We start from the raw sequence: 25,025 nt of genomic DNA on the forward strand, positions 1-25,025 counted from the left end.
AGCGACGCTGCAGCGAGTCGATCAGCGCAGCTCCGCGATGACCTTCGCGAAGTTGCCGATGTGGTTGTCCTGGACGGTAATGAACGTCACGCCGTACTTCTCGCGGTACTCCGACAGCGTGTCGGCCATTTCACGGGGTGACCCGGTCAGCACGGAGTGCATGGCCAGGATTTCCTCGTCGGACAATCCCGGCGCGTACCTACGGGTCATCGTCAGGTCGGGCAGGCTCTGGCCCTCGGTGGGCACCGCCGTGATCGCGAGGTTCAATTCGAGCGCATCGAATCGGTCGCCGGCAGCGTTGCGGACGAACTCGACGCGTTCGGTCAGCGGGTCGTCGGCCTCTTTCACCCTCGAACCCGTCAGCCCGATGATGTCGGCGTGCTGGGCGGCGATGGTCAGCACCCGGTCGCCGTTGCCGGCTATGAGGATCGGTGTCGTCGGGTGATGTTCTTTCAGGTAGTTCGTCATGTGGTTGAGGTAGTCGACCCGGGCGCCGGCGCTGGGGTAGGGGAGCTCGGCGGCATCGAACTCTTCCTTGACGTAGCCAGTGCCGAGCCCGATCTCGAGACGGCCGTCACTGAGCTTGTCGAGGTCGCCCAGGTCCCGGCTGAGGAGGGCCGGCTTGTAGAAGGCGGCGTTGAGCACATACATGCTCAGCTTGAGCTTGTCGGTAACCATGGCGGCCGCCGTCAGTGCCGGAATAGGGGCCACTGCGCCGAGATGGTCTGGCACGCACAGAACATCGAATCCGATATCTTCCGCCTGCTTCACCTTGTCGACGAATGCTGCGCGCGATTTGATGAAGCGCATGCTCATTCCGAAGCGAAAATCCTTGGCCACCAACAACTCCATTCAACAGATCAGGACAATTACCAGGTACGAGCCGCGGCCACCAGGCCGTGCACAAGGGCGCTGGTGACCGGTGACAGGCCGTCGTCGCCGGGCAGCGGGCTGCGCGGGCTGATGCCGCGCACGCGGGGGGACAGCTCCAGCTGGGTCCCGCCGCCGCGCACGCGGTTCACTGGGTTGCCCGGATGTAGACCCCGCAGCTCCGGCGGGATGTCCTCGAGGTCGGTGATCACCCGATAGCCGGTCAACCGAATGTGCCGGGCCAGGTGCGTGGCCAAAGCGCGGTTGCGGCCGCCGGCCAGCAGTTGCGTGCTGCGCCCGATGCGGCCGTAGCCGTGTAGCGACACGGCAACGTCGACATGGTCGAGGAATTCGGCGAGCCGCGGCGACTCGGCCGGGTCGAACAATGCCGACGGTAGATGGTGCGGGTACTGGTCGGGATGACGCAGCACATACAGCGACGCGTTGGCGGCGTCGGCGGCGCGTTCGGCGATCACGTCGGTCATCTCTTCCAGCCCGCCGCCGTGGATGGCGAGAAAGCCGAAACGCGAACGCAATTGGCTGGCCTCGGTCACCCCGGGCTCGCTCAGCAACGCTGATAGCGATTGCGGTGCTGGCCCCGACGCCGACGCCGACGCCGACGTCCGCCGTGGCCAGCGGGAGGGATCCCAGCGCCGCAAGAAGTCGATCCAGCGCTGCGGCAACCCGTGCTGCACGGCGCCGTCGATGATCTTGGGCAGGTAGCCCGGTCGGGGCGGACCCGGTGTCACCCGATGATCGATGTAGACCCAGGCCGGCGACGGCCCGTCGTCGGTGTGCACGGTCAGCCGGTCGCGCCGGTAGCGGACCGGCACGCCCTCGGCGCTATCGAGGGTGGCCAGGTCGCCATCGGAGATCTGCCAGACCACGCCATGCACCTGATTACCGGCCCACGGTTCGACCGTGGCCACGCCGCGCTGGTTGATCAGCCAGTCGTGATCCGACAGCACCGCCGGCCGCGGGTCGGCGGCCTCGGGACACCGCAACGCCATCTGCCTGACGCACAGGTTCGACCCATATGCGAAGTAGGCGTGCCGGCGGGCCGGCATTTAGCCAGTCACCGTCAGCCAGATGAGCACCATGTTAAGCAGACTAATCATTACGCCGACGGCCCAGCCAATAATCGTCGTGACGGGATGATTGGTGTCGCTGCCCATCAGTTCGCGGTCACTGGTCAGCTTCACCAGCGGAAGGACCGCGAACGGTATCCCGAACGACAGCACAACCTGGGAGAGCACCAGCGCGCGGGTGGGGTCGAACCCGACCGCAAGGATCACCAGCGCGGGGCACACGGTGATCAAGCGGCGCATCAGCATCGGAATCCTGCGGTGCAACAGCCCCTGCATGATCATGGCACCGGCGTAGGCGCCCACCGAGGACGATGCCAGCCCGGAGGCCAGCAACCCGATGGCGAACAGCACCGCGATGGTCGCGCCCAGTGTGTTGTGAATCGCGGCGTAGGCGCCCTCGATGGACGCGCTGATGTCGCGGTGCTGCAGGTTGATCGCGGCGACCAGGAGCATCGCGGCGTTCACGGTTCCCGCGACGGCCATCGCCAGCACGACATCCAACCGGGTGACCCGCAGCAACAGGCGTCGAGGTGGGCCCTCGACGGGATGCCCGTGTCGATCGAGGACCAACCCGGAATGCATGTACACCGCGTGGGGCATCACGGTGGCGCCCAGGATGGCGGCGGCAAGCAGCACGCTTTCGGTGCCGCGGAATCGCGGCACCAGCCCGCCGAGCACCGCATCGGGCGGCGGCGTCTTCACGAAGAAGCTGGCCGCGAAGCCGATGGCGATGACGAGCAGCAGGCCGGTGATGACGCGCTCGAAGATGATCTGCCCGCGCCGGTCCTGGATGCCCAGCAGCAGCAGGGACACCAGCCCGGTGATGATCCCCCCAAGCAACAGCGGCAAATCGAACAGGATCCGCAAGGCGATTGCGCCGCCGACGATTTCGGCCATGTCGGTTGCGATCGCCACCAGTTCGGCCTGGACCCAGTAGACCAGCCGGACCGGACGGCTCATCCGCTTGCCGATGGCCGCGGGCAACGAGCGTCCGGTCACCAGGCCGAGCTTGGCCGACAGGTACTGCACCAGGCCGGCCAGCGCATTGGCCACCACGATGACCCACAGCAGCAGGTACCCGAATTGCGCGCCGGAGCTGACGTTGGCGGCGACGTTGCCCGGATCGACATAGGCGATCGCGGCGACGAAGGCAGGCCCGAGCAGATACCAGCTGCTTTTGAGCGAGTCCTGGCTGCTCTGCGTCAACGTGTCGCCCTCGATTCACACGGCCGAATAAGAAAGTGAGGCTAGCCGAAGACTCCGGGCAAACGGGAAGGCCGCCCGGGATTCGGTCACGTATATCTATAGCGTCGGCTACGCGGCGGTGATCACCCGGGCAGGTAGAGCCCCTTGCCGGTGATCAGGGGCAGGTCAAGCGTCGTCACGATTCCCGGCGCGGCGGCCACCACCGCGGGGATCGCGTTGACCACACGCATCGCGGTGGCGACCAACCCGGCGTGGTTGTGGTCGCCCTTGCGGCTGCTCAGGCAGATGTCCATGGCGTAGGACGGTTCGCCGGTGACCTCGATGCGGTAGGACCCGCCGTGCTGGGCGGGCTGCGGCCACTCGGGGCACAGGTCCTCGCGCAGCCGCGTGACGTGCTCGAGGACGACGACGGGGTCGCCGTTGACCATGCCGAACACCTCGAAGCGCAGTGCGGCGGCGCTGCCCTTGGGGATATGCCCCGACGCGATGTCGAAGTCCTCCGGCGCCGGCACGCGCACGTACTCCTGCGTGACCGAGTCGAGCGAAATGCCCAGGCCGGCCGCCAGTTGCCGAACCACCGACCCCCACGCCAGGCTGAGCACGCCGGGCTGCAGCAGCATGGGAATATCGTCAAGCGGCTTCCCGAAGCCCATCACGTCGAACATGACCGCGGCGCTGTCATAGGTGGCGTAGTCGACGATCTCCATGCAGCGAATTTGCTGGATGTTCTGACAGGTGCCGGCCAGCGCCATCGGCAGCAGGTCGTTGGCGAAGCCGGGATCGATCCCGTTGACGTAGACGCTTGAATTCCCTTCGCGCGCAGCGTCTTCGATGGGCTTGATGAGTTCCTCGGGAATCACCTGCCACGGATATTGCAGGAAGACCGGGCCGCTACCGACGATGTTGATTCCGGCCGCCAGGACCCGCCGGTAGTCCTCCAACGCCTCGGGTAACCGGTTGTCTGCCAGTGCGTTGTAGACGGCGCATTGCGGTCCGGTGGCAAGCACGGCGTCCAGGTCGGTGCTGGCCAGCACGCCGGTCGAATCGGGAAGTCCGGCAAGCTCTGCCGCGTCCTTGCCGGCCTTGGCGTCCGATGACACCCAGACGCCGGTGAGCTCGAACTCCGGGTTGGTGATGAGCGCTCGCAGCGCGTGGACGCCGACATTGCCGGTGCCCAATTGAACGACGGGTATGGGCATGACGGGCTCCTTAGCGGTCGGGGGTCACAGGTCCGGGACGGGGATGTCGAGATTGGGGTAGGTGAGGCCACCGTCGACCTCCAGCGTCTTACCGGTCAGGAAGCTACCCGCCGGAGACGCCAAATACACTGCGGCGGCGGCGATGTCGACGGGATCGCCGAGGCGGCGCATGGGCGTAACCTTCTCCATCGGCGCGCGCAGCTCGTCGTTGGACGCGACCACGTCCAGCGCGGAGGTGAGGATCGACCCAGGCGCGATCGCGTTGACCCGGATGCGCGGGCACAGGTCCAGCGCGGTCAGCCTGGTGTAGTGGGACAGCGCGGCCTTGGCCGTGCCGTAGGCGGCGAAGCCGCGTCCGGCCAGCCGGCCCATGGTGGACGTGATGTTGATGATGCTGCCGCCGCCCGAGTGCTCGAGCATCAGGGGCACCGCCGCGACGGTCAGCGCGTGGGCGGTGGCGACGTTGAAGGTGAATGCGTCCTTGAGGTCCTTGGTCGAGGTGGTCAGCAGCGTGTTGGGCATGGTCCCGCCGACGTTGTTGACGACGATGTCTAGTTTCCCGAAGGCGTCGACGGCCTGGCCGGCCAACTCGGCGGTCGCCTCGGGGTGGGCCAGGTCGGCGGCGACGATGTGGGCGCGTCGACCGGCGGCGCGGACCTGTTCGGCGACGCCTTCTAGTTGTGATTCCGTTCGCGAGGCGATGAGGACATCGGCGCCCGCCTCGGCGAAAGCCAGCGCGATGGCCGCCCCGAGGCCGCGACCGGCACCGGTGATGACGGCGACTTTGTCGTCGAGACGAAATCTGTCAAGGATCATTGCGGCCTCTCTTCGCCCAAGTTGTCAGCCGACACGGTAGCAAGCACCGCCGTCTCGGATGCGGCATTTCTGGAACAGGTTCTACTTTTGCATATGGACGGGCCAATGTAACGCCCCGCGCCCCACTCCCTACCCATCCGAACCGGGCCGGTCGAAATTCTGGTCGGACGCCGTGACCCGACGGTCTCGCCGCGTCTCGCGTCCCCTGCGAGAACATTCGTCCGGCGTTAGCCTTAGTGCTGACAGTTTGGCCGGCGCGCAGCGGCTATTGAATGGTGGCGAGCATGCTTGATCTTCCCCGTTGGGGATCTCATTGGGACTGAACCGATCTAGCGCTGCGCTGAGTGTTCTGGCCGTGGTTGCTCTGGTGCTGTCGGGCTGCGGGACTAATGACAACGCGGCGGGGGAGGGTTCCGGGCCGGGCACATCGCCCGTCAAAGTGAGCTGTGGCGGGACGAAGGCGCTGAAGGCCAGCGGGTCGACCGCCCAGGCCAACGCGATGACCCGCTTCATCAACGCGTTCGAGCAGGCCTGCCCGGGCCAGACGCTGAACTACACGCCCAACGGGTCCGGGGCGGGGATTGACGAATTCACCGGGAATCAAACGGATTTCGCGGGATCGGACTCGCCGCTGGCTCCCATCGAATACTTTGCGGCGCGGCAGCGCTGCGGTTCGCCGGCGTGGAATTTGCCGGTGGTGTTCGGTCCGATCGCCATTACCTACAACGTCACCGGCGTGACTTCGTTGAATCTGGATGGTCCTACGGCCGCGAAAGTGTTCAAGGGTGCCATCACGGCCTGGAACGATCCGGCGATTCGGGCGTTGAATCCGGGCGTCGCGTTTCCCGCCGAGCCGATTCGGGTGATCTTTCGCAACGATCAGTCCGGTACAACAGACAATTTTCAGAAATACCTGGACTCCGCGGCCAACGGCGTCTGGGACAAAGGCATCGGGAAGTCATTCAATGGCGGTGTCGGTGAGGGGGTCAGGGGCAACGACGGCGCGTCGGCGGCGGTCAGGGCTACCGAGGGGTCGATCAGCTATAACGAGTGGTCGTTCGCCCAGGCGCAAAAACTCAACATGGCCAAGATCATCACATCGGCCGGCCCGGACGCGGTGGCGATCAGCGCCGACTCGGTCGGCAAAACGATCTCCGGCGCCACCTTCAGCGAAGAGGGCAACGACTTGGTCGTCGACACCTTCTCCTTCTACGAGCCGACCCGGCCCGGGTCCTACCCGATCGTGCTCGCGACCTACGAGATCGTCTGCTCGAAATACCCAGATCCCCAGGTCGCTGCGGCCGTCAAGGCGTTCCTGCGGAGCACCATCGGGGCAGGGCAGAACGGCTTGGTGGGCAACGGCTACATTCCCGTTCCCGACTCGTTCAAGCCCCGTTTGTCGGCGGCGATCGACGCCATTTCGTGAGCCTCCTCTCAATGGCGTGCGGCCCCCCGCCAAGCCGTCTTGGCCAGCGACAATCGGCCGACAGTTATTTGCCCAACGTTAACCTTCTTGCTGTTAGCTTCGTTGCTGCGAGAGACGGCTGGTCGCCGGACAGCGGCTAGGAGAACGTCGGCAATCATGTTTCATCCCTACCGTTAGGAAGTGACTTGAAACTCAACCGATTCGGTGCCGCGCTGAGCGTCGTGACCGCTGGTGCGCTGGCGTTGTCAGGGTGCGGAAGTGACAACAATGCCAGTGGCGGAAGCGCGACGAGCGGCTCGTCGTCGGGCAAGGTTAGCTGTGGCGGGAAGAAGACGTTGAAGGCCAGCGGGTCGACTGCCCAGGCCAACGCGATGACGCGCTTCGTGAACGCCTTCGAACAGGCTTGCCCCGGCCAGACGTTGAATTACACGGCCAACGGCTCGGGCGCGGGAATTAGTGAATTCAACGGCAACCAAACCGATTTCGGCGGCTCGGACTCCCCGCTTGCTGCCAAGGAATACGCTGCGGCGCAGCAGCGTTGCGGTTCGCCGGCGTGGAATTTGCCGGTGGTGTTCGGTCCGATCGCGATTACCTACAACGTCAAGGGCGTGGGTTCGCTGAGCCTTGACGGTCCCACAGCGGCGAAAATCTTCAACGGCGCCATCACGACCTGGAATGACCCGGCCGTTGCGGCGCTGAACTCCGGTGTCACGTTGCCCGCCGAGCCCATTCATGTGGTGTTCCGCAACGACGAATCCGGCACCACGGACAATTTTCAGAAGTACCTCGACGCCGCCTCCGATGGCGCGTGGGGCAAGGGCGCCGGGAAGACCTTCAAGGGCGGAGTCGGCGAGGGGGCCAAGGGTAACGACGGTACGTCGGCGGCGATCAAGGCTACCGAGGGGTCGATCACCTACAACGAATGGTCGTTCGCTCAGGCACAGAAATTGAACATGGCCAAGGTCGTCACCCCGGCCGGTCCGGACGCCGTGGCGATCAGCGCTGACTCGGTCGGCAAAACGATTTCTGGGGCCAAGATCAGCGGGCAGGGCAACGACCTGGTGCTCGACACGCTCTCCTTCTACAAGCCGACCCAACCCGGGTCCTACCCGATCGTGCTGGCGACGTACGAGATCGTGTGCTCGAAGTATCCCGATTCCCAGGTCGGCACGGCGGTCAAAGCGTTCCTGGAAAGTACCATCGGTGCGGGGCAGAGTGGCCTGGCCGACAATGGGTACATTCCCATCCCGGATTCGTTCAAGTCGAGACTGTCGGCTTCGATCAACGCCATCACGTGATTTGAGGTGGTCGTGACCCGAGGAGCGGTAGTCAGCCCGTCGGCCCCGCAAAAAACCGGGCTGAAGGCGCTTAGTTCGCCGTCAGCCCGGCGCGGCGATCGACTGTTCAAGCTGACGGCTGCCGCTGCCGGTTCGACGATCGTGGTCGCGATCCTGCTGATCGCGGTGTTCCTGTTGATTCGTGCCGTCCCGTCGTTGCGGGTCAACCACGCGAATTTCTTCACCAGCGCCCAGTTCAGCACGACCGACCCGGGGAAGCTCGCCTTCGGCATCCGCGACCTGTTGATGGTCACGGTGCTGAGTTCGCTCACCGCGCTTGTGCTGGCGGTGCCGGTGGCGGTCGGGATCGCGGTGTTTCTCACCCAATATGCGCCCAAGCGGCTGGCTCGCCCGTTCGGGGCGATCGTCGACCTGTTGGCCGCGGTGCCCTCGATCATCTTCGGGTTGTGGGGCATCTTCGTGCTGGCGCCCAAGATCGAGCCCGTCGCGGAGTTCCTCAATCGCAACCTGGGCTGGTTGTTCCTGTTCAAGCAGGGCAACGTGTCGCTGGCCGGTGGCGGCACCATCTTCACCGCGGGCATCGTGCTTTCGGCGATGATCCTGCCGATCATCACGTCGGTCTCGCGTGAAGTGTTCCGGCAGACCCCGCACATCCAGATGGAAGCGGCGCAAGCGCTGGGTGCCACCAAGTGGGAGGTGGTACGGATGACCGTGCTGCCGTTCGGCCGCAGCGGTGTCATCGCGGCGTCGATGTTGGGGTTGGGCCGCGCGCTCGGCGAGACCGTGGCGGTGCTGATCATTTTGCGCTCCGCCGCACGCCCGGGGAATTGGTCGCTGTTCGACGGCGGTTACACGTTCGCCTCGAAGATCGCCTCCGCGGCAGCCGAATTCAGTGAACCGCTGCCCACCGGGGCCTACATCGCGGCGGGATTCGCGTTGTTCGTCTTGACGTTCGTCGTCAACGCATTGGCTCGTGCGATCGCCGGCGGGAAGGTCAACGGATGACCCGCGCCGCCGACGATGCAGTGGGGGTACCGCCCGCTCGCGGGGCACGAAGCGATGGGGAGGAGCTGCGCTCATGACCTCCGCGGTCGAAGCGTTTGACCGGCCGGTCAAAACCCAGGCCTTCCGGCCCGTCAGCATCCGGCGCCGGATCACCAACAATGCCGCGACCATCTTCTTCATCGCCTCGTTCCTCATCGCGCTGGTGCCGCTGGCCTGGGTGCTGTCGGTCGTGGTGGCCCGGGGTTGGTACGCGGTAACCCGGACGGGTTGGTGGACCCACTCGCTGCGCGGGATCTTGCCGGAGCAGTTCGCCGGCGGCATCTATCACGCGCTGTACGGAACCGTGGTACAGGCCGGGGTGGCCGCCCTGCTGTCCGTGCCGCTGGGATTGATGACCGCGGTCTTCCTGGTGGAATACGGTTCCAGCCGGCTGGTGCGGCTGACGACGTTCATGGTCGACGTGCTCGCCGGGGTGCCCTCCATCGTGGCGGCGCTGTTCGTCTTCAGCCTCTGGATCGCCACCCTGGGATTCCAGCAGAGCTCGTTCGCCGTCTCGCTGGCGCTGGTCTTGCTGATGCTGCCGGTGGTGGTGCGGTCCGCCGAGGAGATGCTCAGGTTGGTGCCCGACGATCTGCGCGAAGCCAGCTACGCGCTCGGCGTTCCCAAGTGGAAGACCATCGTGCGGATCGTGTTCCCGATCGCGATGCCCGGCATCGTCTCCGGAGTCTTGTTGTCGGTCGCGCGGGTGATCGGCGAAACCGCCCCAGTGCTGGTGCTGGTCGGATACAGCCGCTCGATCAACGTCGACATCTTCCACGGCAACATGGCCTCGCTGCCGCTGCTGATCTACACCGAACTCACCAATCCCGAGCACGCCGGCTTCCTGCGCATCTGGGGTGCGGCGCTGAGCCTGATCATCATGGTCGCCGTGATCAACCTGATCGCGGGTGCTACCCGGTTCCTGGCGACCCGCCGGCGCTGAGCCCCCACTGGGCCCGCGTCAGGATTTCGACGCGACCTTCTTGGCCGGTGCCTTCTTCGCCGTGGTCTTCTTGGCGGCCGTTTTCTTCGCCGGTGCCTTCTTGGCGGGAGCCTTTCCGTCACCGGAGCGCGCCTTCACGCTGGCTTCCAGCTTGGCCAACAGGTCGGCGACGTCCTCGGTCTCATCGAGTTCCTTCGGTTGCTCCTCGGTGGTAAAGGCTTCGCCGCCTTCGAGTTTCGCCTCGATCAGCTCTTGCAGCTGCTCTTGGTAGGTGTCGTGATAGCGGTCGGGGTTGAAGTCTTCGGCCATCGACTCCACCACTTGACCGGCCATCTTGAGTTCGGCGGGCTTGATCTCGACCTTCTTGTCGAGAACCGGGAAGTCCGGATCGCGGATTTCGTCGGGCCACAACAAGGTGTGCACCACCATCACGTCACGCTTGCCGAAGTCCTTGACGCGCAACGCCGCCAGCCGGGTCTTGTTGCGCAGCGTGAAGTGGACGATCGCCATCCGGTCCGTCTCCGCCAGCGTCCTGGCGAGCAGCACATAGGATTTCGACGACTTGGAATCGGGCTCCAGGAAGTAACTGCGGTCGAACAACATCGGGTCGACCTCGCTGGCCGGCACGAACTCGAGCACCTCGATCTCGCGGCTGCGTTCTTCGGGCAAGGTGGAGATGTCGTCGTCGGTGATGATGACCGTCTGACCGTCATCGGATTCGAAGGCCCGCGCGATGTCACGGTATTCGACGACCTCGCCGTCCACCTCGCACACGCGTTGGTACCGGATGCGGCCATTGTCCTTGGCGTGCACCTGATGGAACTTGATGTCGTGGTCCTGGGTGGCGCTGTACACCTTGACCGGGACGTTGACCAGCCCGAATGCGATCGAGCCCTTCCAGATGGAGCGCATGTAAGTCAGTATGCCCATACTGTTCGCCGGCCAACAGGACGCGGGGCCATTGCGCCGCAGCTTGTGACCGCATCGAAGCCTGCCGAGCAGCTAGCGCCAGTTTGCTTGTGCCCACAGCTCGGGCCACAACTCACGTCAGACGACGTACGTTGACACTATGAGTGCGACGGCGGGCCCCCGGGTGCGGCTGACCAACGCCGACAAGGTGCTCTACCCCGCCACCGGAACCACGAAGCGCGACGTCTTCGACTATTACACCCGGATCGCCGAAGTGATGATCCCGCACATCGCGGGACGCCCGGCCACCCGCAAGCGCTGGCCCAACGGCGTCGAGCAGGATTCGTTCTTCGAGAAGCAGCTGGCCTCGTCGGCGCCGGATTGGCTGCCACGCGCCAGCGTCACGCACCGGTCCGGAACCACGACGTATCCAATCATCGACAGCCCCGAGGGGCTGGCCTGGATCGCGCAGCAGGCCGCGCTGGAAGTGCACGTGCCGCAGTGGCGGTTCGCCGCCGAGTGGACCCGAAGCAAGGCGGAAGTGCTCAAACCCGGGCCGGCCACCAGATTGGTGTTCGACCTCGACCCCGGTGAAGGCGTGACCATGGCTCAGCTGGCCGAGGTGGCCCACGCCGTGCGCGATCTCATCGCCGGGATCGGGCTGACCCTGTTCCCGCTCACCAGCGGCAGCAAGGGCCTGCACCTCTACGCACCGCTGGTCGAGCCGGTGAGCACCAAGGGCGCGACGGTGTTGGCGAAACGGGTTGCCCAGCAACTGGAAAAGTCAATGCCCAAGCTGGTCACGTCGGCCATGACCCGCAGCTTGCGGGCGGGAAAGGTGTTCCTCGACTGGAGCCAGAACAACGGCACCAAAACGACCATCGCACCGTATTCGTTGCGCGGACGCGAACATCCGACGGTCGCGGCGCCGCGCACCTGGGACGAGATCGGCGCCCCGGCGTCGCTGCGCCAATTGCGCTACGACGAGGTGTTGGCCCGGGTCACGCGCGACGGCGATCTACTGGAGGCGCTGGACAGCGACGTCGCCGTCTCGGACAAATTGACCAAGTACCGCAGCATGCGGGACGCGTCGAAGACCCCAGAACCGGTTCCGCGGACGAAACCGACCACGGGCCAAGGCAATTCCTTCGTCATCCAGGAACACCACGCCCGCCGGCTGCACTACGACTTCCGGCTCGAGCGCGACGGCGTGCTGGTGTCGTGGGCCGTGCCGAAGAACCTGCCCGAAACCACCTCGGTGAACCACCTGGCGGTACACACCGAGGATCATCCGCTGGAATACGCCACCTTCGAGGGCAACATCCCCAAAGGGGAGTACGGCGCCGGGAAGGTGATCATCTGGGACTCCGGAACCTACGAGGCGGAGAAGTTTCGCGACGATGAGGTCATCGTCAACCTGCGCGGCAGCAAGGTCTCCGGCCGCTATGCGCTGATCCAGACCAGCGGTAACCAGTGGCTGGCGCACCGGATGAAGGACCAGCAGGTCTTCGACTTCGACGGGATAGCGCCCATGCTTGCCACCCACGGCTCGGTCGCGGCGTGCAAGGCGAGTCAGTGGGCCTTCGAAGGCAAATGGGACGGCTACCGCCTGCTGGTCGAAATCGACCACGGCGCCCTGCGGGTACGGTCCCGCCGCGGCCGCGAGGTCACCAGCGAATACCCCCAAATGCGTGCGCTGGCAGCCGATCTCGCCGACCATCACGTGGTGCTCGACGGCGAGGCCGTCGTCCTGGACGCCTCCGGGGTGCCCAGTTTCCACGCGATGCAGAACCGGGGCCGCGGCAGCCGCGTGGAATTCTGGGCGTTCGACGTGCTGTATCTCGACGGCCGTTCGCTGCTGCGGGCCCGCTACCAGGACCGCCGAAAGTTGTTGGAAACACTGGCCAGTGGCAGCGACCTCATCGTCCCCGAGTTGTTGCCGGGCGACGGGAAACAGGCGCTGGAGCACTCCGGCAAGCATGGCTGGGAGGGCGTGGTCGCCAAGAAACGCGACTCCACCTACCAGCCGGGCCGGCGCTCGGCATCCTGGATCAAGGACAAGCACTGGAACACCCAGGAAATCGTCATCGGCGGCTGGAAGGCCGGGGAGGGCGGACGCAGCAGCGGCATCGGCTCACTGCTGATGGGCATCCCGACCGATGGCGGCCTGCATTTCGCCGGGCGGGTCGGTACCGGGTTCACCGATCGTGACCTGGCGAGCCTGAAGAAAACCCTGGCACCGCTGCACACCGACCAATCACCCTTCACCCCACCGCTTCCCCGCAGCGAGGCCAGGGGCGTGACGTACGTCGAGCCGGTGCTGGTGGGGGAAGTGCGCTACAGCGAGTGGACCCCCGATGACCGGTTGCGCCAGTCGAGTTGGCGTGGGCTGCGGCCGGACAAAGAACCGAGTGAGGTGGTGCGCGAATGAAATGGGTGACCTACCTTGACGCCGATGGTGAACGCACCGGGGTGCTCTCCGGCGACGCCATCTACGCGATGCCCGCGGGCGTGACGCTGCTCGACCTAATCGGCCGCGGCGCCGACGGGTTGCGCGCGGCCGGCGAGGACGCGCTGCGTGCCCCGGCGGCGACAGTGCCCCTGGGTGCGGTGCGGCTCTTGGCGCCGATCCCGCGCCCGCCGTCCATTCGCGACTCGCTGTGCTTTCTGGATCACATGCGCAACTGCCAGGCCGCGCTGGGTGCCGGGCGCATGCTCGCCGACACGTGGTATCGCATACCGGCGTTTTATTTCGCCTGCCCGGCAACGGTTTTGGGTCCCTACGACGACGCCCCCACCGCACCCGGAAGCGCTTGGCAGGACTTCGAATTGGAGATCGCCGCGGTCATCGGAGCCGGCGGGCGGAACCTTTCGGTCGACGAAGCCGAACGGGCCATCATCGGCTATACGATCTTCAACGACTGGTCCGCGCGCGACCTGCAGCAGATGGAAAGCCAGCTGGGGATCGGGCAGGGCAAGGGTAAAGACAGCGGCGTCACTCTGGGCCCGTACCTGGTGACCCCCGACGAGCTCGAGCCGTATCGCCGGGACGGCAGGCTTGACCTGCGGGTGACCGCCCTGGTCAACGACGCGGTGATCGGGTCGGGGTCGACCGCCCAAATGGATTGGAGTTTCGGCGAAGTCATCTCCTACGCCTCGCGCGGCGTGACGCTCGCCCCCGGCGACGTCATCGGCTCCGGCACCGTGCCAACCTGCACGCTGGTCGAGCACCTGAACCCGACGGCGCTGGACTCGTTTCCCGGCTGGCTGCACGACGGCGACGTCGTCACACTCCAGGTCGAGGGACTCGGGGAGACCCGGCAAACAGTGCGCGCCAGCGCCGCACCGCAGCCGTTGGCGCCCCGGCCCAATCCGGACGCCGCGCCCAGCGCTCGGCGGGTGAACCGGGCGCCCGCCAAGGTGCCCTACACCCGCGGCCTGCACGAGGTCGCCGACCGGGTGTGGGCGTGGACGCTGCCGGACGGGGGCTACGGGTGGAGCAACGCCGGGCTGGTCGCCGGCGACGGGGCGTCCCTGCTCGTCGACACCCTGTTCGATCTGGCGTTGACCCGCGAAATGCTCACCGCCATGCGGGATATCACCTCGTTGGCACCCATCACCGACGCGCTGATCACCCACTCCAACGGCGACCACACCCACGGCAACCAACTGCTCGACGCCTCGGTGCGGATCATCGCCGCGCAGGGCACCGCCGAGGAGATCGCGCACGGGATGGCACCAGAGATGCTGGCGATGGCGCAGACCGCGAACCTCGGCCCGGTCGCGACCCCCTACACGCGAGACCGCTTCGGGCACTTCGACTTCAGCGGCATCACGGTGCGCAACGCCGGTCAGACCTTTGACCGCGAGCTGACCATCGAGGTGGGTGGGCGGCGCGTCGACCTATTGAACCTGGGGCCCGCGCACACCGCCGCGGATTCCGTGGTACACGTGCCCGACGCGGGAGTGCTCTTCGGCGGCGACCTGCTGTTCATCGGCTGCACCCCCATCGTGTGGGCCGGCCCGATCGCCAACTGGATCGCCGCGTGCGACGCGATGATCGCGCTCGACGCGCCGACCGTGGTGCCCGGCCATGGGCCCGTCAGCGATCCGGACGGAATCCGCGCGGTCCGTGGGTATCTCGCGCATGTCTCCGAACAGGCCGAGGCCGCCTACCGCCGGGGGCTGACGTGGTCCGAGGCGGCCGACACCATCGACCTCGGCGAGTATGCGACCTGGCTGGATGCGGAGCGCGTCGTCGTCAACGTCTATCAGCGTTACCGCGAACTCGACCCCGACACCCCGCAGCTGGAGGTCATGGCCCTACTGGTGATGCAGGCCGAGTGGCTGGCCAAGCGGGGCGCCGAGTGTGGGCCCTAAGGATGATTGGTGCCGTGGGCATAGGCCCCACGCTCGGTGGCTGAGAGCGGGCTAAAGCCGTACGGCCCGCACGAACCTGATGGTGGTGGCCGGAACCTGTTGCGCGGCCTGCCCCAACTCCGGCAGCCCCGCGGCGGAGAACAGATCGGTGAGCCGGGATTCGGTGGTATGCCAACCGTTTTCGTGCAGATGCGCGGCGACGTCGGTGTGCTCGCCGGGGTACGTCAAGCTGGTGAGGTCCATCTCGAGGCCCTGCCGTCGCCACCCCTCGGTCATGAGCCGGGCCTGTTCCTGGGCCTCCGGCGAGGCCCCGATCACCGTTCCGTAGTCGGCGGCGAACCGGCTGCCCTCGGCGGACAGCGGGATGATGGAGTCCAACAGCCGAACCTCGGCCTCCGGCGGGAGCCACCCGATGAGCACCCCCTCGGCGAGCCACGCCGTGGGATGAGCCGGATCGAAGCCCGCTGCCTGTAGCGCCGCCGGCCAATCCTCGCGTAGATCGATTCCCACCGTGCGAAGCTCGGCGGTGGGCGCCGCCCCGATCGCCGACATCGTCGCCGTCTTGAACGCGATCACCTCGGGCTGATCGATCTCGTACACCGTCGTCCCGATCGGCCAGCGCAGCCGGTAGGCGCGGGAATCCAGCCCCGACGCCACGATCACCACCTGGAGCAGCCCGGCCAGGCCGGCTGCGGCGAAGTAGTCGTCGAAATACCGGGCGCGGGCGGCAAACGTGTCGACCATCCGGTGAAAACCGACGGCCTTCTCGAGGTCGTCGGGATCCAGTTCGCCGCTGGCCAGCTTGGTGAACACGTCCAATCCGACGGCACGCACCAGTGGCTCGGCGAAGTCGTCCGTGACGACCGGCTGCGGACGCTTGCTCGCGGCGGCCCGGGCGGCGGCGACCATGGTGGCCGTCGCTCCCACGCTATTGGCCAGGTCCCAGCTGTCACCTTCGGTTCGTGCCATGGTTTCTCCTTCGATGTGGCGGCCAAACCACGGTATGCCCCGTCGGTGGACATCCGCGTCGCCTACGGTTCCTCCTATGCCCGCAGTGGAATTGGAAACCCTCGAAGACGACATCGCCCGCATCACCCTGAACCGGCCCGAGCGCCTCAATGCCATCGACGGATCGCTGATCGACGGCGTGGACCATGCCCTGGACGTGCTCAGCGGCGGCGAGTTCAGGGCCGCGATCCTGACTGGCGCCGGGCGTGGATTTTGCGCCGGGGCCGATTTGAGTGGCACCGGCGAGCCGTGGACCAAGCCCAGGCCGTCAACCCCGCCGTTCAAAGTCAACTACGACTCCCAGGTTCGCCTGGCCGACCTGTTCACCCGGATCTACGAGCTGCCCATTCCGGTGGTTGCCGCGGTCAACGGCGTGGCCGTCGGCGGAGGGCTGGCGTTCGCGCTGGTCTCCGATATCCGCGTCGCCTCCGAGCAGGCCCGGTTCGGGTCGGCGTTCATCAAGGCGGGCTTCTCGTCGATGGACATGGGCACCAGCTACCTGCTGCCGAAAATCGTCGGCGCGGGCGTGGCGCGCGAACTCATGCTGACCGGCCGCATCATCGACGCGGCCGAGGCCTACCGCATCAAGCTGGTGCACGAGGTCGTCGCACCGGATGACCTGATGTCGACCGCCCTGCGCAAAGCCCGCGAGATCGCCGAGAATAACGCCTACGGCGTGTGGCAGACCAAGATCGGCCTCAACGCGGCGCTGGACGCGCCCAGTTTGCGGCACGCCATCGAGATCGAGAACCGCACCCAGATCCTCAGCGGTTTCACCAACAATCCGGCCGAGGCGGCCCGGGCACACCGGGAGAAGCGGGCTCCGAAGTGGGATCCGCTGTGACGCCGCGCTTGCGACCGCCGCTTAGACCTTCGCGATCACGTTCTCGGCGAACATCTCTAGGTTGCGGATCTTGTTCTCCAGCGGCTCGGTGTCCTTGCCCTTGATGTAGGGGATGCGGAAGCCGACGATGGCGTCGGTGACGCCCTTGTCTTCGAGCCGTTTGATGCCGTCCACCGTGTAGGCGTCGGTCGAGATGACGTGAATCTGGAACGGTCCGGTCTTGCCGGCTTCTTCGCGATACCGCTTGAGCTTGGCGATGAGTCCGTCGAGTTCTTCGGGGTCGCCGCCGCCGTGCATCCAGCCGTCCAGCCGGGCCGCGCGGCGCAGCGCCGCGTCGGCATGCCCGCCGATCAAGACCGGGATCGGTTGGGTGGGAGCCGGTGTCATCTTGGTCTTGGGGATGTCATAGAACTCGCCGTGGAATTCGAAGTAGTCGCCGCTGGTGAGCCCCTGGATGATTTCGATGCATTCGTCCATGCGCTTGCCGCGCTTGGCGAATGGGACGCCCAGCAGTTCGTAGTCCTCCGGCCACGGGCTGGTGCCGACGCCGAAGCCCACCCGGTTGTTGGTCAGCGCGGCCAACGAACCGATCTGCTTGGCCACCAGCGCTGGCGGCCGGATGGGCAGCTTGAGGACGAAGAAGTTGAAGTGCAGCTTCGTCGTCACTGCGCCCAATGCCGCTGTCAGCACGAAGGTTTCGATGAACTCCTTGCCGTCCAGGAACTCGCGGTCGCCGTCGGGCGTGTAGGGGTACTTCGAGTCGGACTCAAAGGGGTAGGCGATGCTGTCGGCGATCGTCATGGCGTGGTATCCCGCCGCTTCGGCCGCCTGGGCCAGCGGGATGTAGTACCGATGGTCGGTCATCGCCTCCGCGTAGGTGAACCGCACGTCATCTGCCTTCCTGGAAACCGGACGTCACACGAGATTAGAACGTGTTCTAGTTCTACCCGTCCTTGGGTTCCCAGCACAACAAGGCGTCAGAGCTGGTTCTCGGGCCCGATGACCGCCCACACCGTCTTGCCGGCCGAGGTGGGAGTGCTGCCCCAGGTGCGTGACAGCGCGTCGACGATCGCCAGGCCGGAGACGTCGATGCCGGCCGCCGGCGACGGCAGCCGCAGCGCCGGGGCGTGGCTGCTGTCGGACACCGCGATGGTCGCCGTCGCGCCATGGCTCTCGATCCGCATCACGGGAACGCTCGCGGTGTGTTCCAGCACGTTCTCGACGAAGACGTTGACCACCACCAGCGCGACTGGGATGAGCGTGGATTGTGACCAGGCGGTGAGCCACTCGCGGACCAGGCGGCGTGACTCGCGCAGGCTGGTCAGGTCGGCGGGCAGCGGTGCGTCGGCGCGACGCACGGCGCGCCGGCTCTGCTGACTGAGCGCCTTCATCGCCGCCTTCTCGGTCGAGTACACCGGCATGAAGTAGGCGACGCCGCTGCGGGTGATCGCCTCGCGTGTCCCGCGGTGCGCGCAGACCAACACGATCGGAACGTTGGGATTGCTGCGAACCTGCCAGTGCGCGCCGATGAAGGTCGACCACGCCAATTCGGCGAGCACCTTCAGCGCGGAAATGTTGACGATGACGGCGGCGGGCTCGTCCAGCGTGGCCTGCAAGATGTGGTCGCGGAGCGCCGCTGAGTTGGTGGTGTCGAGAACACCGTCGACGGTCAGGATCGTCACCTGTTGATCCGTCCGCGTCTCGACGGCCAGCGAGCTGGGGGACTCAGCTACCGAACTCGCCACGGCGACCCTTTCCCTTCAGGGGCCTATCGTGTCGGGGTGCCCGGATACCACCCGGCGGGGTCGAACACGGAGGGGACGCCGCAATCCGGAGTCCCGGCCGATTCCTGTCGTCCGGTTCCATCACCGCTCCTCGAATTACCGCCGGGCCAACTGCTTGAGTATCCGCTCTCAGCGGCAAAAGTCTAATTCGGAAAGCGCAGCCCACAGGGGTCATGTCCCCGGCGCACACCAAAGGCGGCGCGGTATGAGTGAGGCGCGTGCCAGTCCCCACCCGTTCGAGGCCCCCGCCTCTACCGCGCCGAACATAATGTTCGAATCCGCTGCGCAGCACGCGCACCCCCCGGGGTTACCACGTTCCGGGCACCCCCAAACAGCTCGTGGAGGCGGAGTCGTTCGCCAGCACGGATGCATCGGCGTCGGTTGCACCTGTCGATGGAAGGAAGGAGAGTGGGTGGATGACCGGCGAACACAACGAGCTGCGTGATCAGGTCCGGGCGAGCTACGCCGCCGCGGCCGCCGCGGCGCGTAGCGGTGACACCAACAGCGACGTCCTCACCGCGGCGAGCTGCGGCGGGTCAAGCGATTCGGCCGATACTGGCACCGTCTTCGGCGCCGGGATGTACGGCGCCGACGAGCAATCCGAGATTCCCGCCCAAGCGCTCGCGGCCAGCCTCGGCTGCGGCAACCCGACCGCGGTCGCTGATCTGCATCCGGGTGAACGTGTGCTTGACCTGGGTTCTGGCGGCGGCATCGACGTGCTGCTGTCGGCGCGCCGGGTCGGCCCGCAGGGGTTTGCTTACGGCGTCGACATGACCGACGAGATGCTGGCCCTGGCCGAGGAGAACAAAGCCAAGGCCGGTGTCACCAACGTCGAGTTCCGCAAGGGCGCCATCGAGGACATCCCGCTGCCCGACGCCGCCGTTGACGTCGTGATCTCCAACTGTGTGATCAACCTGTCGGCCGACAAACCGGCGGTGCTCGCCGAGATGTTCCGCGTCCTGGTCCCCGGTGGACGCATCGGGATCTCCGACGTTGTCGCCGAAGGCCACCTCAGCGCGGCCGAGCGCGTCGAACGCGGCTCCTACGTCGGCTGCATCGCCGGAGCGTTGTCTAAGCAGGAGTACCTCGACGGGCTGGCCGCAGCCGGATTCACCGATGCGTCAATCATGTTCACCCACGAAGTCGCCGACGGAATGCACGGAGCGATCATCCGCGCGACTAAACCGAGCACATCCTTCCAACCAGTCGGGTAACACACGCCGCTCGCTTAGCGAGTCTGAGCTGGGGGCTTGTCGGTGAAAGTAGTTACGTCTAGTAATTTCCTAGGCACCTCCGCGAGCCAGGGCCGTTGGGCCTTGGACTCGCAGGCGATGCCGTCGTTGTCCCGGTCCAGCTTGGGCCGGTAGGCGTGGTCGCCCTTCGGAAATGTCGGACCGGCCGTCCTTGCCTCCGGTTGAACGGCCTTCAAGCTCGGCGGCTAACGCACGAAATAGGGCGGGGCAGCACAGCAGTCAGCCCGGCAGCGGAGTAGGGTGGCGGCCGCGGTTGGGAGACGCTAAAAACCACCCCCAGGTGCATCGCGGATAGACAGCTGGACGGCATCAGATTTCAAGCCTGGCTGTACGAGAAGTCCGAGCGTCTCAGTCAATCCCTGCCACAGGAAGAAATCATGCCCACCGTTGAGGCGCAGCTCCGCCAGGACTTGCGCACCTACGCCGCCGAGTTACGGCAACTTGCCTACACCCTGCCCGACGGTGTGGGCGAGCACGATCTGCTTCGATTGTCTGGTCGGATGCGCGCTAGTGCCGATCACGTGGAGCGTCAGCGGAGCGTTAATCATGGCTGATCGCGTCATGAGAGGCAGTCGCCTCGGGTCCGTGAGCTACGAGACTGACCGCAACCACGACCTAGCGCCACGTCAGGTCGCGCGGTATCGGACCGCGAACGGCGGGGAGTTCGAGGTCCCCTTTGCCGACGACGCTGAGATCCCCGGCACCTGGCTGTGCCGCAACGGGATGGAGGGCACCCTGATCGAGGGTGGTCACCCGGCCGAACCCAAGAAGGTCAAGGTGCCGCGCACGCACTGGGACATGCTGCGGGAACGCCGCTCGATCGAGGAACTCGACGAACTGCTCAAGGAACGCCTCGAGATCATCAAGTCACGCCGCCGCGGCAGCTAGCTTAGCTACCGGCCGGGGTCACGAACCTCGGGCCCCAAGCCAACGGGGTGGAGTTGTCAACCGCCGATTCACAATGATGCCGGGGGAGTTTCCAGTTAGGGCTTGACGAGGCACCTGGAATGCGCGGGAAAAGCAGCGCGATGAGCAGGGGGAAGGTGACGGTCAGGCGGGCGCGTACGGCGGGGTGCCCACTCCGGCCACCGTGTGCGTGCCCCACGGCGTTTGTTCGACGATGCGCGCGGCGGCGCTGCGACCACCCACCGTCAACGTCGCGGTCCGCGCCTGCCTGAGCGCCTCGTCCGGCAGCGGCCGCAACGGCGAACCGAAAACCGTTCCCTGCCAGTGGTAGCGGCCGTCGATCGGGTCGAGGTGGCCGGCGAGCCGGACCCGAACCGGATGGCTGGCGCCGGCGATTTCCAGCGTCGCCGCGCCGTCATAGGTGTCCTCGCGTTCGGGTGCGCTGGACGACAGGTCGAAGGCGGATGCCACCGGAGGAGCCTGCTCGGGTTGCAGCTGGGCGCGCTCGTTGAACACCCGCAGGCTGCTGGCGCGCACCTCGATGCGGCTGCTGGCCGTGCGCTCCAGCAGCCGCAGACACTCTGCGACGTAGCGCGCCTGCGCGCCGGCGTCGGGCCCGGTGATGAAGAAATAATTGGGAAAACCGTGAACCGCCACTCCGTAGAACGGCTCCATGCCGTCGTGCCAGGCCTGCCGGATGGTCAGCCCGCCGGCACCGACGAGCGTCCCATCGGCCAGCTCTTTGGGGATCGAGAACCCGGTGCCGTAGACGATGGCGTCGATGCGATGCTCGACGCCGTCGCGGGTGCGGAGGCCCGACGCGGTCACCGCCGCGATCGCTGACCCGGCCAGTTTGACCGAAGGGGGCTCGGCGGCCGGTCGGATGCGGCGGCGCAGCCAGCGTTTGGCGCGGGAGGACCACAGCGGGACCTCGGTGACCACGCGACGCGGTGAGCGGGCGAAGACGGTGACCGACGCGCCGGCCTCGATGAGCCGGCCGATGTGGTGGCCGGCCGTGGCGTCGGTGCCCACGACCGCGATGCGTTTGCCGGACGGTTCGAAGTCGGGGTCCCAGGCGGCCACGTGAAACGACGCGCCGAGGAAGTCGTCGCGGCCCTCGATGTCCGGCAGCCAGGGGACGAGGGGCGGCCCGTCGGCGGCGATGACGGCCCGTGCCTGAACGTCCTCGCCGCCGGCCCTCGTCAGCCGCCAGGTATCGGTGGCGTCGTCGAACCTCGACTGGACTGCTGAGGCCGGCCCGTCCAGGACCACAAGGTCGGTGACGCCGGCGGCCCGCAATGCCGACTGAGTTCCTGCGTGCGCGCCGAGGATGGCTATCGGGTGGCGGTGCTCGCCCAGGGCGCGCGGCCGCGTCACAGAAACCTGCTGCGCTTCCAGCCGCGGCGGGCAATGGGGCCCAGCAGGCCCACCTCGGTCAGGAACGCCGCCAGCGGCGCGAATCCGGCGACCTGCATGTCGCGGCGATGCGGGCTGGTCCGCGCGATCCGTCGCGCCCGTTTCGGGTCCAGACCGGTGCGCGCATACGGGATCGGATTGCTGAACAGGTAATTGAAGAAGTACCCGCCCAGCCCGTTGATGTTGGCCATGAACCAGCGGTTGAACCGCGGCATCTCGGCGACCCGCTTGCGCGCGCCATCGCGGGCGAACTGGATGTGGCGCGCTTCCTCGGTGACGTGAATTCGCATAAGCCGCTGAATGATTGGTTGCAACTGTGGGTCGTCCATCATCTGCCGCTGCAGCGAGTCGAAGATCTCTTCACCGATGAGCGCGGCCACCCACAGCATCGAGCCGCGCTGAAACGCCAGCGGAAGCGCGTTGATGATCATCCGGTGAAACAGCCTCGGCCGCACCGGCTTTGCGCCGATGCGCTCGATGGCCTTGCCGAACATGACCATATGGCGGGTCTCGTCGCCCAGCTCGGTCAGCTTGTAATGGGTCGACCGGCTGGTGGGGTCCTCGTGCAGGATCGTCCGCAGCAGCGACTGGTTGAGCATGTTCTCGAACCAGATGCCGGCCGAGAGCGTGTTGACCAGCTCCTGGCGCGACAGCTCGATCTGTTGCTCGCGGGTCATCTCGTCCCACATCGGCGTCCCGTAGAGCGACACCAGCCGCGGCGGCAAATAGAACTTGTCCGGGTCCAGCGGTGCGTCCCAGTCGATGTCGACGACCGGCTCGTAAGACTTCTTCACCGAGCCCCGCAGCAGACGCTCCGAGAACTCTTCACGATTCGGCCCACCTGGTCTCACCGCAGTCGTCATGGCGCCGGCGTCCCTTCATCGGGTGCTTCGGACGGTACCCATGGTACTGGGTACTTTTGGTCCCGACTAGGCCCTTTAGGTTTCGATTCGGCAATCTGAGTGGAGCAGCTCGGGGCAGGAGAGTGTATTGAGCCGGCATATTCACGTCATCGGCATCGGTGCCGGCGACCCCGACTACCTGACCGTCCAGGCGATCCAGGCGCTCAACGACACCCAGGTGTTCTTCGCGATGGACAAGGGCGAGGCGAAGAGCGACCTGGTGGCGCTGCGACGACAGATCTGCGCCCGGTTCATCCGCGAGCCGGGCTACCGCTTCGTCGAGCTGCCCGATCCCAAACGGTCGACCGACTTGGGGTTCGGGGGGGATTACTGCGAGGCCGTTTCGGACTGGCATGCGGCGCGGGCGCGCGTGTGGGCGGCGGCCATCGCCGCCGAGCTGGGCCCCGACGGCGTCGGCGCCTTCCTGGCCTGGGGTGACCCGTCGTTGTACGACAGCACGCTGCGCATCCTGGACGCCATCAAGGCCGAAGCCGCCGAGCTCGACTTCACCTTCGATGTCATCCCCGGCATCACCGCGGTGCAGGCGCTGACGGCCCGGCACCGCGTCCCGCTCAACGAGGTCGGTGAACCGGTCCTCATCACCACCGGCCGAAAGCTGCGCGCGCACGGGCTGCACGGGTCCGCGGTCGTCATGCTCGACGCCGAATGCTCCTTCCAGGTCTGCCCGCCGGACACCCAGATCTGGTGGGGCGCCTACCTGGGCACCGCCGACGAGCTGCTGGTGGCGGGCGCCGTCGGCGAGGTCGGGGCACGCATCGCGGCGGTGCGGGCCGAGGCCCGCGCGCGGCACGGCTGGATCATGGACACCTATTTACTCAGACCGGCAGACTGAAGGGCGTGCCCGAACTGCCCGAGGTCGAAGCGCTGGCCGACCATCTACGCCGCCATGCTGTCGGCTTGACGATCGGTCGCGTCGATGTCGGCGCGCTGTCCGTGCTGAAAACCTTCGACCCGCCGCCCACCGCGCTGCACGGCCGGCCGGTGACCGGGGCCCAGCGCTGGGGCAAGTATCTCGGGCTGCAGGCGGGAGAGCTGTTCCTGATCACCCACCTTTCGCGGGCGGGCTGGCTGCGCTGGTCCGACAAGCTGGCCGCGGCGCCGCTGCGGCCGGGCAAGGGCCCGATCGCGCTGCGGGTGCACCTCGGCAAGCCCGGCGAGGCGCCGGGCTTCGACCTCACCGAGGCCGGCACCCAGAAGCGGCTGGCCGTGTGGCTCGTCGACGATCCGCAACTGGTGCCCGGGATCGCCGCCCTCGGCCCCGACGCCCTCGAGCTCAGCGCCGACGATCTCGCCGGATTGCTGGCCGGCAATACCGGGCGGATCAAGACGGTCATCACCGACCAGAAAGTGATCGCCGGCATCGGCAACGCCTACAGCGACGAGATCCTGCACGTGGCCAAGATCTCGCCGTTCGCGACCGCGGGCAAGCTGACCGACGAGCAGCTCACCACCCTGCACGACGCGATGGTGTCCGTCCTGCGGGACGCGGTGAGCCGATCCGTGGGCCAGGGGGCGGCCACGCTCAAAGGGGAGAAGCGCTCCGGGCTGCGGGTGCATGCCCGCACCGGCCTGCCCTGCCCGGTGTGTGGGGACACCGTGCGTGAAGTTGCGTTCGCCGACAAGTCTTTTCAGTACTGTCCGACGTGCCAGACGGGTGGCAAGGTGCTGGCTGACCGGCGGATGTCGCGGCTGCTCAAGTAGGCGACGACGGC

The 25,025-nt window shown here is 66.5% G+C and carries 24 protein-coding genes and 1 pseudogene; 13 read left to right on the forward strand and 12 right to left on the reverse strand.

What is annotated here, in order from left to right:
• Positions 1-21: 21 nt before the first annotated feature.
• The 5 genes from AWC17_RS04405 to AWC17_RS04425 form a co-directional block, all read right to left on the reverse strand.
• Positions 22-846: an LLM class F420-dependent oxidoreductase gene (locus AWC17_RS04405; protein ID WP_082122860.1), complete on the reverse strand. Its 825-nt coding sequence runs from the start codon at positions 844-846 to the stop codon at positions 22-24.
• Between the two features lie 23 nt (positions 847-869).
• Entirely contained in the window at positions 870-1,937 is a 1,068-nt protein-coding gene (locus tag AWC17_RS04410) for a poly-gamma-glutamate hydrolase family protein (protein ID WP_046182277.1), read from the reverse strand.
• On the reverse strand, positions 1,938-3,164 hold the full coding sequence (locus AWC17_RS04415; RefSeq protein ID WP_046182276.1) for an Nramp family divalent metal transporter: 1,227 nt from the start codon (positions 3,162-3,164) through the stop codon (positions 1,938-1,940).
• A gap of 122 nt (positions 3,165-3,286) precedes the next feature.
• Positions 3,287-4,363, reverse strand: a complete 1,077-nt coding sequence (locus AWC17_RS04420) for an NAD(P)H-dependent amine dehydrogenase family protein (RefSeq protein WP_046182275.1) — start codon at positions 4,361-4,363, stop codon at positions 3,287-3,289.
• 24 nt (positions 4,364-4,387) lie between these two features.
• Complete coding sequence (locus AWC17_RS04425) at positions 4,388-5,179, reverse strand: SDR family oxidoreductase (RefSeq protein WP_046182274.1); 792 nt, start codon at positions 5,177-5,179, stop codon at positions 4,388-4,390.
• Between the two features lie 313 nt (positions 5,180-5,492).
• On the opposite strand from AWC17_RS04425, the gene pstS (AWC17_RS04430) reads away from it, so the two are divergent.
• From pstS (AWC17_RS04430) to pstA, 4 genes are all read left to right on the forward strand, one after another.
• Positions 5,493-6,605 carry a phosphate ABC transporter substrate-binding protein PstS gene (pstS, locus tag AWC17_RS04430; protein WP_046182298.1) on the forward strand — a complete coding sequence of 371 codons (1,113 nt, stop codon included), beginning with the start codon at positions 5,493-5,495 and terminating at the stop codon, positions 6,603-6,605.
• A gap of 185 nt (positions 6,606-6,790) precedes the next feature.
• The gene (gene pstS / locus AWC17_RS04435; RefSeq protein WP_046182273.1) at positions 6,791-7,903 is read left to right on the forward strand and encodes a phosphate ABC transporter substrate-binding protein PstS; all 1,113 of its coding nucleotides are present in this window, start codon (positions 6,791-6,793) and stop codon (positions 7,901-7,903) included.
• Positions 7,904-7,963: 60 nt separating this feature from the next.
• Positions 7,964-8,908 (forward strand): phosphate ABC transporter permease subunit PstC, encoded by a 945-nt coding sequence (gene pstC / locus AWC17_RS04440; RefSeq protein WP_141224486.1) that lies wholly within the window; start codon positions 7,964-7,966, stop codon positions 8,906-8,908.
• A gap of 73 nt (positions 8,909-8,981) precedes the next feature.
• Positions 8,982-9,890 carry a phosphate ABC transporter permease PstA gene (pstA, locus tag AWC17_RS04445; protein ID WP_046182271.1) on the forward strand — a complete coding sequence of 303 codons (909 nt, stop codon included), beginning with the start codon at positions 8,982-8,984 and terminating at the stop codon, positions 9,888-9,890.
• Positions 9,891-9,908: 18 nt separating this feature from the next.
• On the opposite strand, the gene ku is transcribed toward pstA, so the two are convergent.
• Positions 9,909-10,802, reverse strand: coding sequence for a non-homologous end joining protein Ku (ku, locus tag AWC17_RS04450; RefSeq protein WP_046182297.1), 894 nt, complete (start codon positions 10,800-10,802; stop codon positions 9,909-9,911).
• 157 nt (positions 10,803-10,959) lie between these two features.
• Here ku and AWC17_RS04455 point away from each other — a divergent pair, with 157 nt between their 5' ends.
• Together AWC17_RS04455 and AWC17_RS04460 are read left to right on the forward strand one after the other, a co-directional pair.
• Positions 10,960-13,230: an ATP-dependent DNA ligase gene (locus AWC17_RS04455; RefSeq protein ID WP_046182270.1), complete on the forward strand. Its 2,271-nt coding sequence runs from the start codon at positions 10,960-10,962 to the stop codon at positions 13,228-13,230.
• Positions 13,227-15,179: a fumarylacetoacetate hydrolase family protein gene (locus AWC17_RS04460; protein WP_085164321.1), complete on the forward strand. Its 1,953-nt coding sequence runs from the start codon at positions 13,227-13,229 to the stop codon at positions 15,177-15,179. Before AWC17_RS04455 ends, AWC17_RS04460 begins: the two co-directional genes overlap by 4 nt.
• Positions 15,180-15,230: 51 nt before the next feature.
• On the opposite strand, the gene AWC17_RS04465 is transcribed toward AWC17_RS04460, so the two are convergent.
• Positions 15,231-16,148, reverse strand: a complete 918-nt coding sequence (locus tag AWC17_RS04465) for an SAM-dependent methyltransferase (protein ID WP_046185261.1) — start codon at positions 16,146-16,148, stop codon at positions 15,231-15,233.
• Positions 16,149-16,233: 85 nt separating this feature from the next.
• Between AWC17_RS04465 and AWC17_RS04470 the strand changes: the two genes are divergently transcribed.
• On the forward strand, positions 16,234-17,031 hold the full coding sequence (locus AWC17_RS04470; RefSeq protein ID WP_197083463.1) for an enoyl-CoA hydratase/isomerase family protein: 798 nt from the start codon (positions 16,234-16,236) through the stop codon (positions 17,029-17,031).
• A gap of 21 nt (positions 17,032-17,052) precedes the next feature.
• On the opposite strand, the gene AWC17_RS04475 is transcribed toward AWC17_RS04470, so the two are convergent.
• On the reverse strand, positions 17,053-17,919 hold the full coding sequence (locus AWC17_RS04475; protein WP_046185263.1) for an LLM class flavin-dependent oxidoreductase: 867 nt from the start codon (positions 17,917-17,919) through the stop codon (positions 17,053-17,055).
• An 89-nt stretch (positions 17,920-18,008) separates the two neighbouring features.
• Positions 18,009-18,776 (reverse strand): STAS domain-containing protein, encoded by a 768-nt coding sequence (locus AWC17_RS04480; protein WP_141224482.1) that lies wholly within the window; start codon positions 18,774-18,776, stop codon positions 18,009-18,011.
• 455 nt (positions 18,777-19,231) lie between these two features.
• Between AWC17_RS04480 and arsM the strand changes: the two genes are divergently transcribed.
• Entirely contained in the window at positions 19,232-20,029 is a 798-nt protein-coding gene (arsM, locus tag AWC17_RS04485) for an arsenite methyltransferase (RefSeq protein WP_046185264.1), read from the forward strand.
• 14 nt (positions 20,030-20,043) lie between these two features.
• On the opposite strand, the gene AWC17_RS04490 is transcribed toward arsM, so the two are convergent.
• Positions 20,044-20,244 (reverse strand): excalibur calcium-binding domain-containing protein, encoded by a 201-nt coding sequence (locus AWC17_RS04490; RefSeq protein ID WP_082123099.1) that lies wholly within the window; start codon positions 20,242-20,244, stop codon positions 20,044-20,046.
• A gap of 201 nt (positions 20,245-20,445) precedes the next feature.
• Here AWC17_RS04490 and AWC17_RS32510 point away from each other — a divergent pair, with 201 nt between their 5' ends.
• Positions 20,446-20,622: a hypothetical protein gene (locus tag AWC17_RS32510; protein WP_167385543.1), complete on the forward strand. Its 177-nt coding sequence runs from the start codon at positions 20,446-20,448 to the stop codon at positions 20,620-20,622.
• Positions 20,615-20,956: an RNA polymerase-binding protein RbpA gene (locus AWC17_RS04495; RefSeq protein WP_046185265.1), complete on the forward strand. Its 342-nt coding sequence runs from the start codon at positions 20,615-20,617 to the stop codon at positions 20,954-20,956. The genes AWC17_RS32510 and AWC17_RS04495 overlap by 8 nt, the downstream gene beginning before the upstream one ends.
• 162 nt (positions 20,957-21,118) lie before the next feature.
• Here the strand turns inward: AWC17_RS04495 and AWC17_RS04500 are convergent, their stop codons facing one another.
• Positions 21,119-22,105 carry a DUF4873 domain-containing protein gene (locus tag AWC17_RS04500; RefSeq protein ID WP_231588622.1) on the reverse strand — a complete coding sequence of 329 codons (987 nt, stop codon included), beginning with the start codon at positions 22,103-22,105 and terminating at the stop codon, positions 21,119-21,121.
• A 242-nt stretch (positions 22,106-22,347) separates the two neighbouring features.
• Positions 22,348-23,253 (reverse strand): AurF N-oxygenase family protein, encoded by a 906-nt coding sequence (locus AWC17_RS04505; protein WP_047323925.1) that lies wholly within the window; start codon positions 23,251-23,253, stop codon positions 22,348-22,350.
• A 127-nt stretch (positions 23,254-23,380) separates the two neighbouring features.
• Between AWC17_RS04505 and cobF the strand changes: the two genes are divergently transcribed.
• From cobF to AWC17_RS33320, 3 genes and pseudogenes are all read left to right on the forward strand, one after another.
• Complete coding sequence (gene cobF, locus AWC17_RS04510; protein ID WP_047323926.1) at positions 23,381-24,145, forward strand: precorrin-6A synthase (deacetylating); 765 nt, start codon at positions 23,381-23,383, stop codon at positions 24,143-24,145.
• 5 nt (positions 24,146-24,150) lie between these two features.
• A pseudogene (locus tag AWC17_RS33315) lies at positions 24,151-24,393 on the forward strand (DNA-formamidopyrimidine glycosylase family protein); the annotation flags it as partial.
• Between the two features lie 150 nt (positions 24,394-24,543).
• The gene (locus AWC17_RS33320; protein WP_197083383.1) at positions 24,544-25,014 is read left to right on the forward strand and encodes a zinc finger domain-containing protein; all 471 of its coding nucleotides are present in this window, start codon (positions 24,544-24,546) and stop codon (positions 25,012-25,014) included.
• Positions 25,015-25,025: the final 11 nt, after the last annotated feature.

Source organism: Mycobacterium nebraskense (assembly GCF_002102255.1).
Taxonomy (GTDB): Bacteria; Actinomycetota; Actinomycetes; order Mycobacteriales; family Mycobacteriaceae; genus Mycobacterium; species Mycobacterium nebraskense.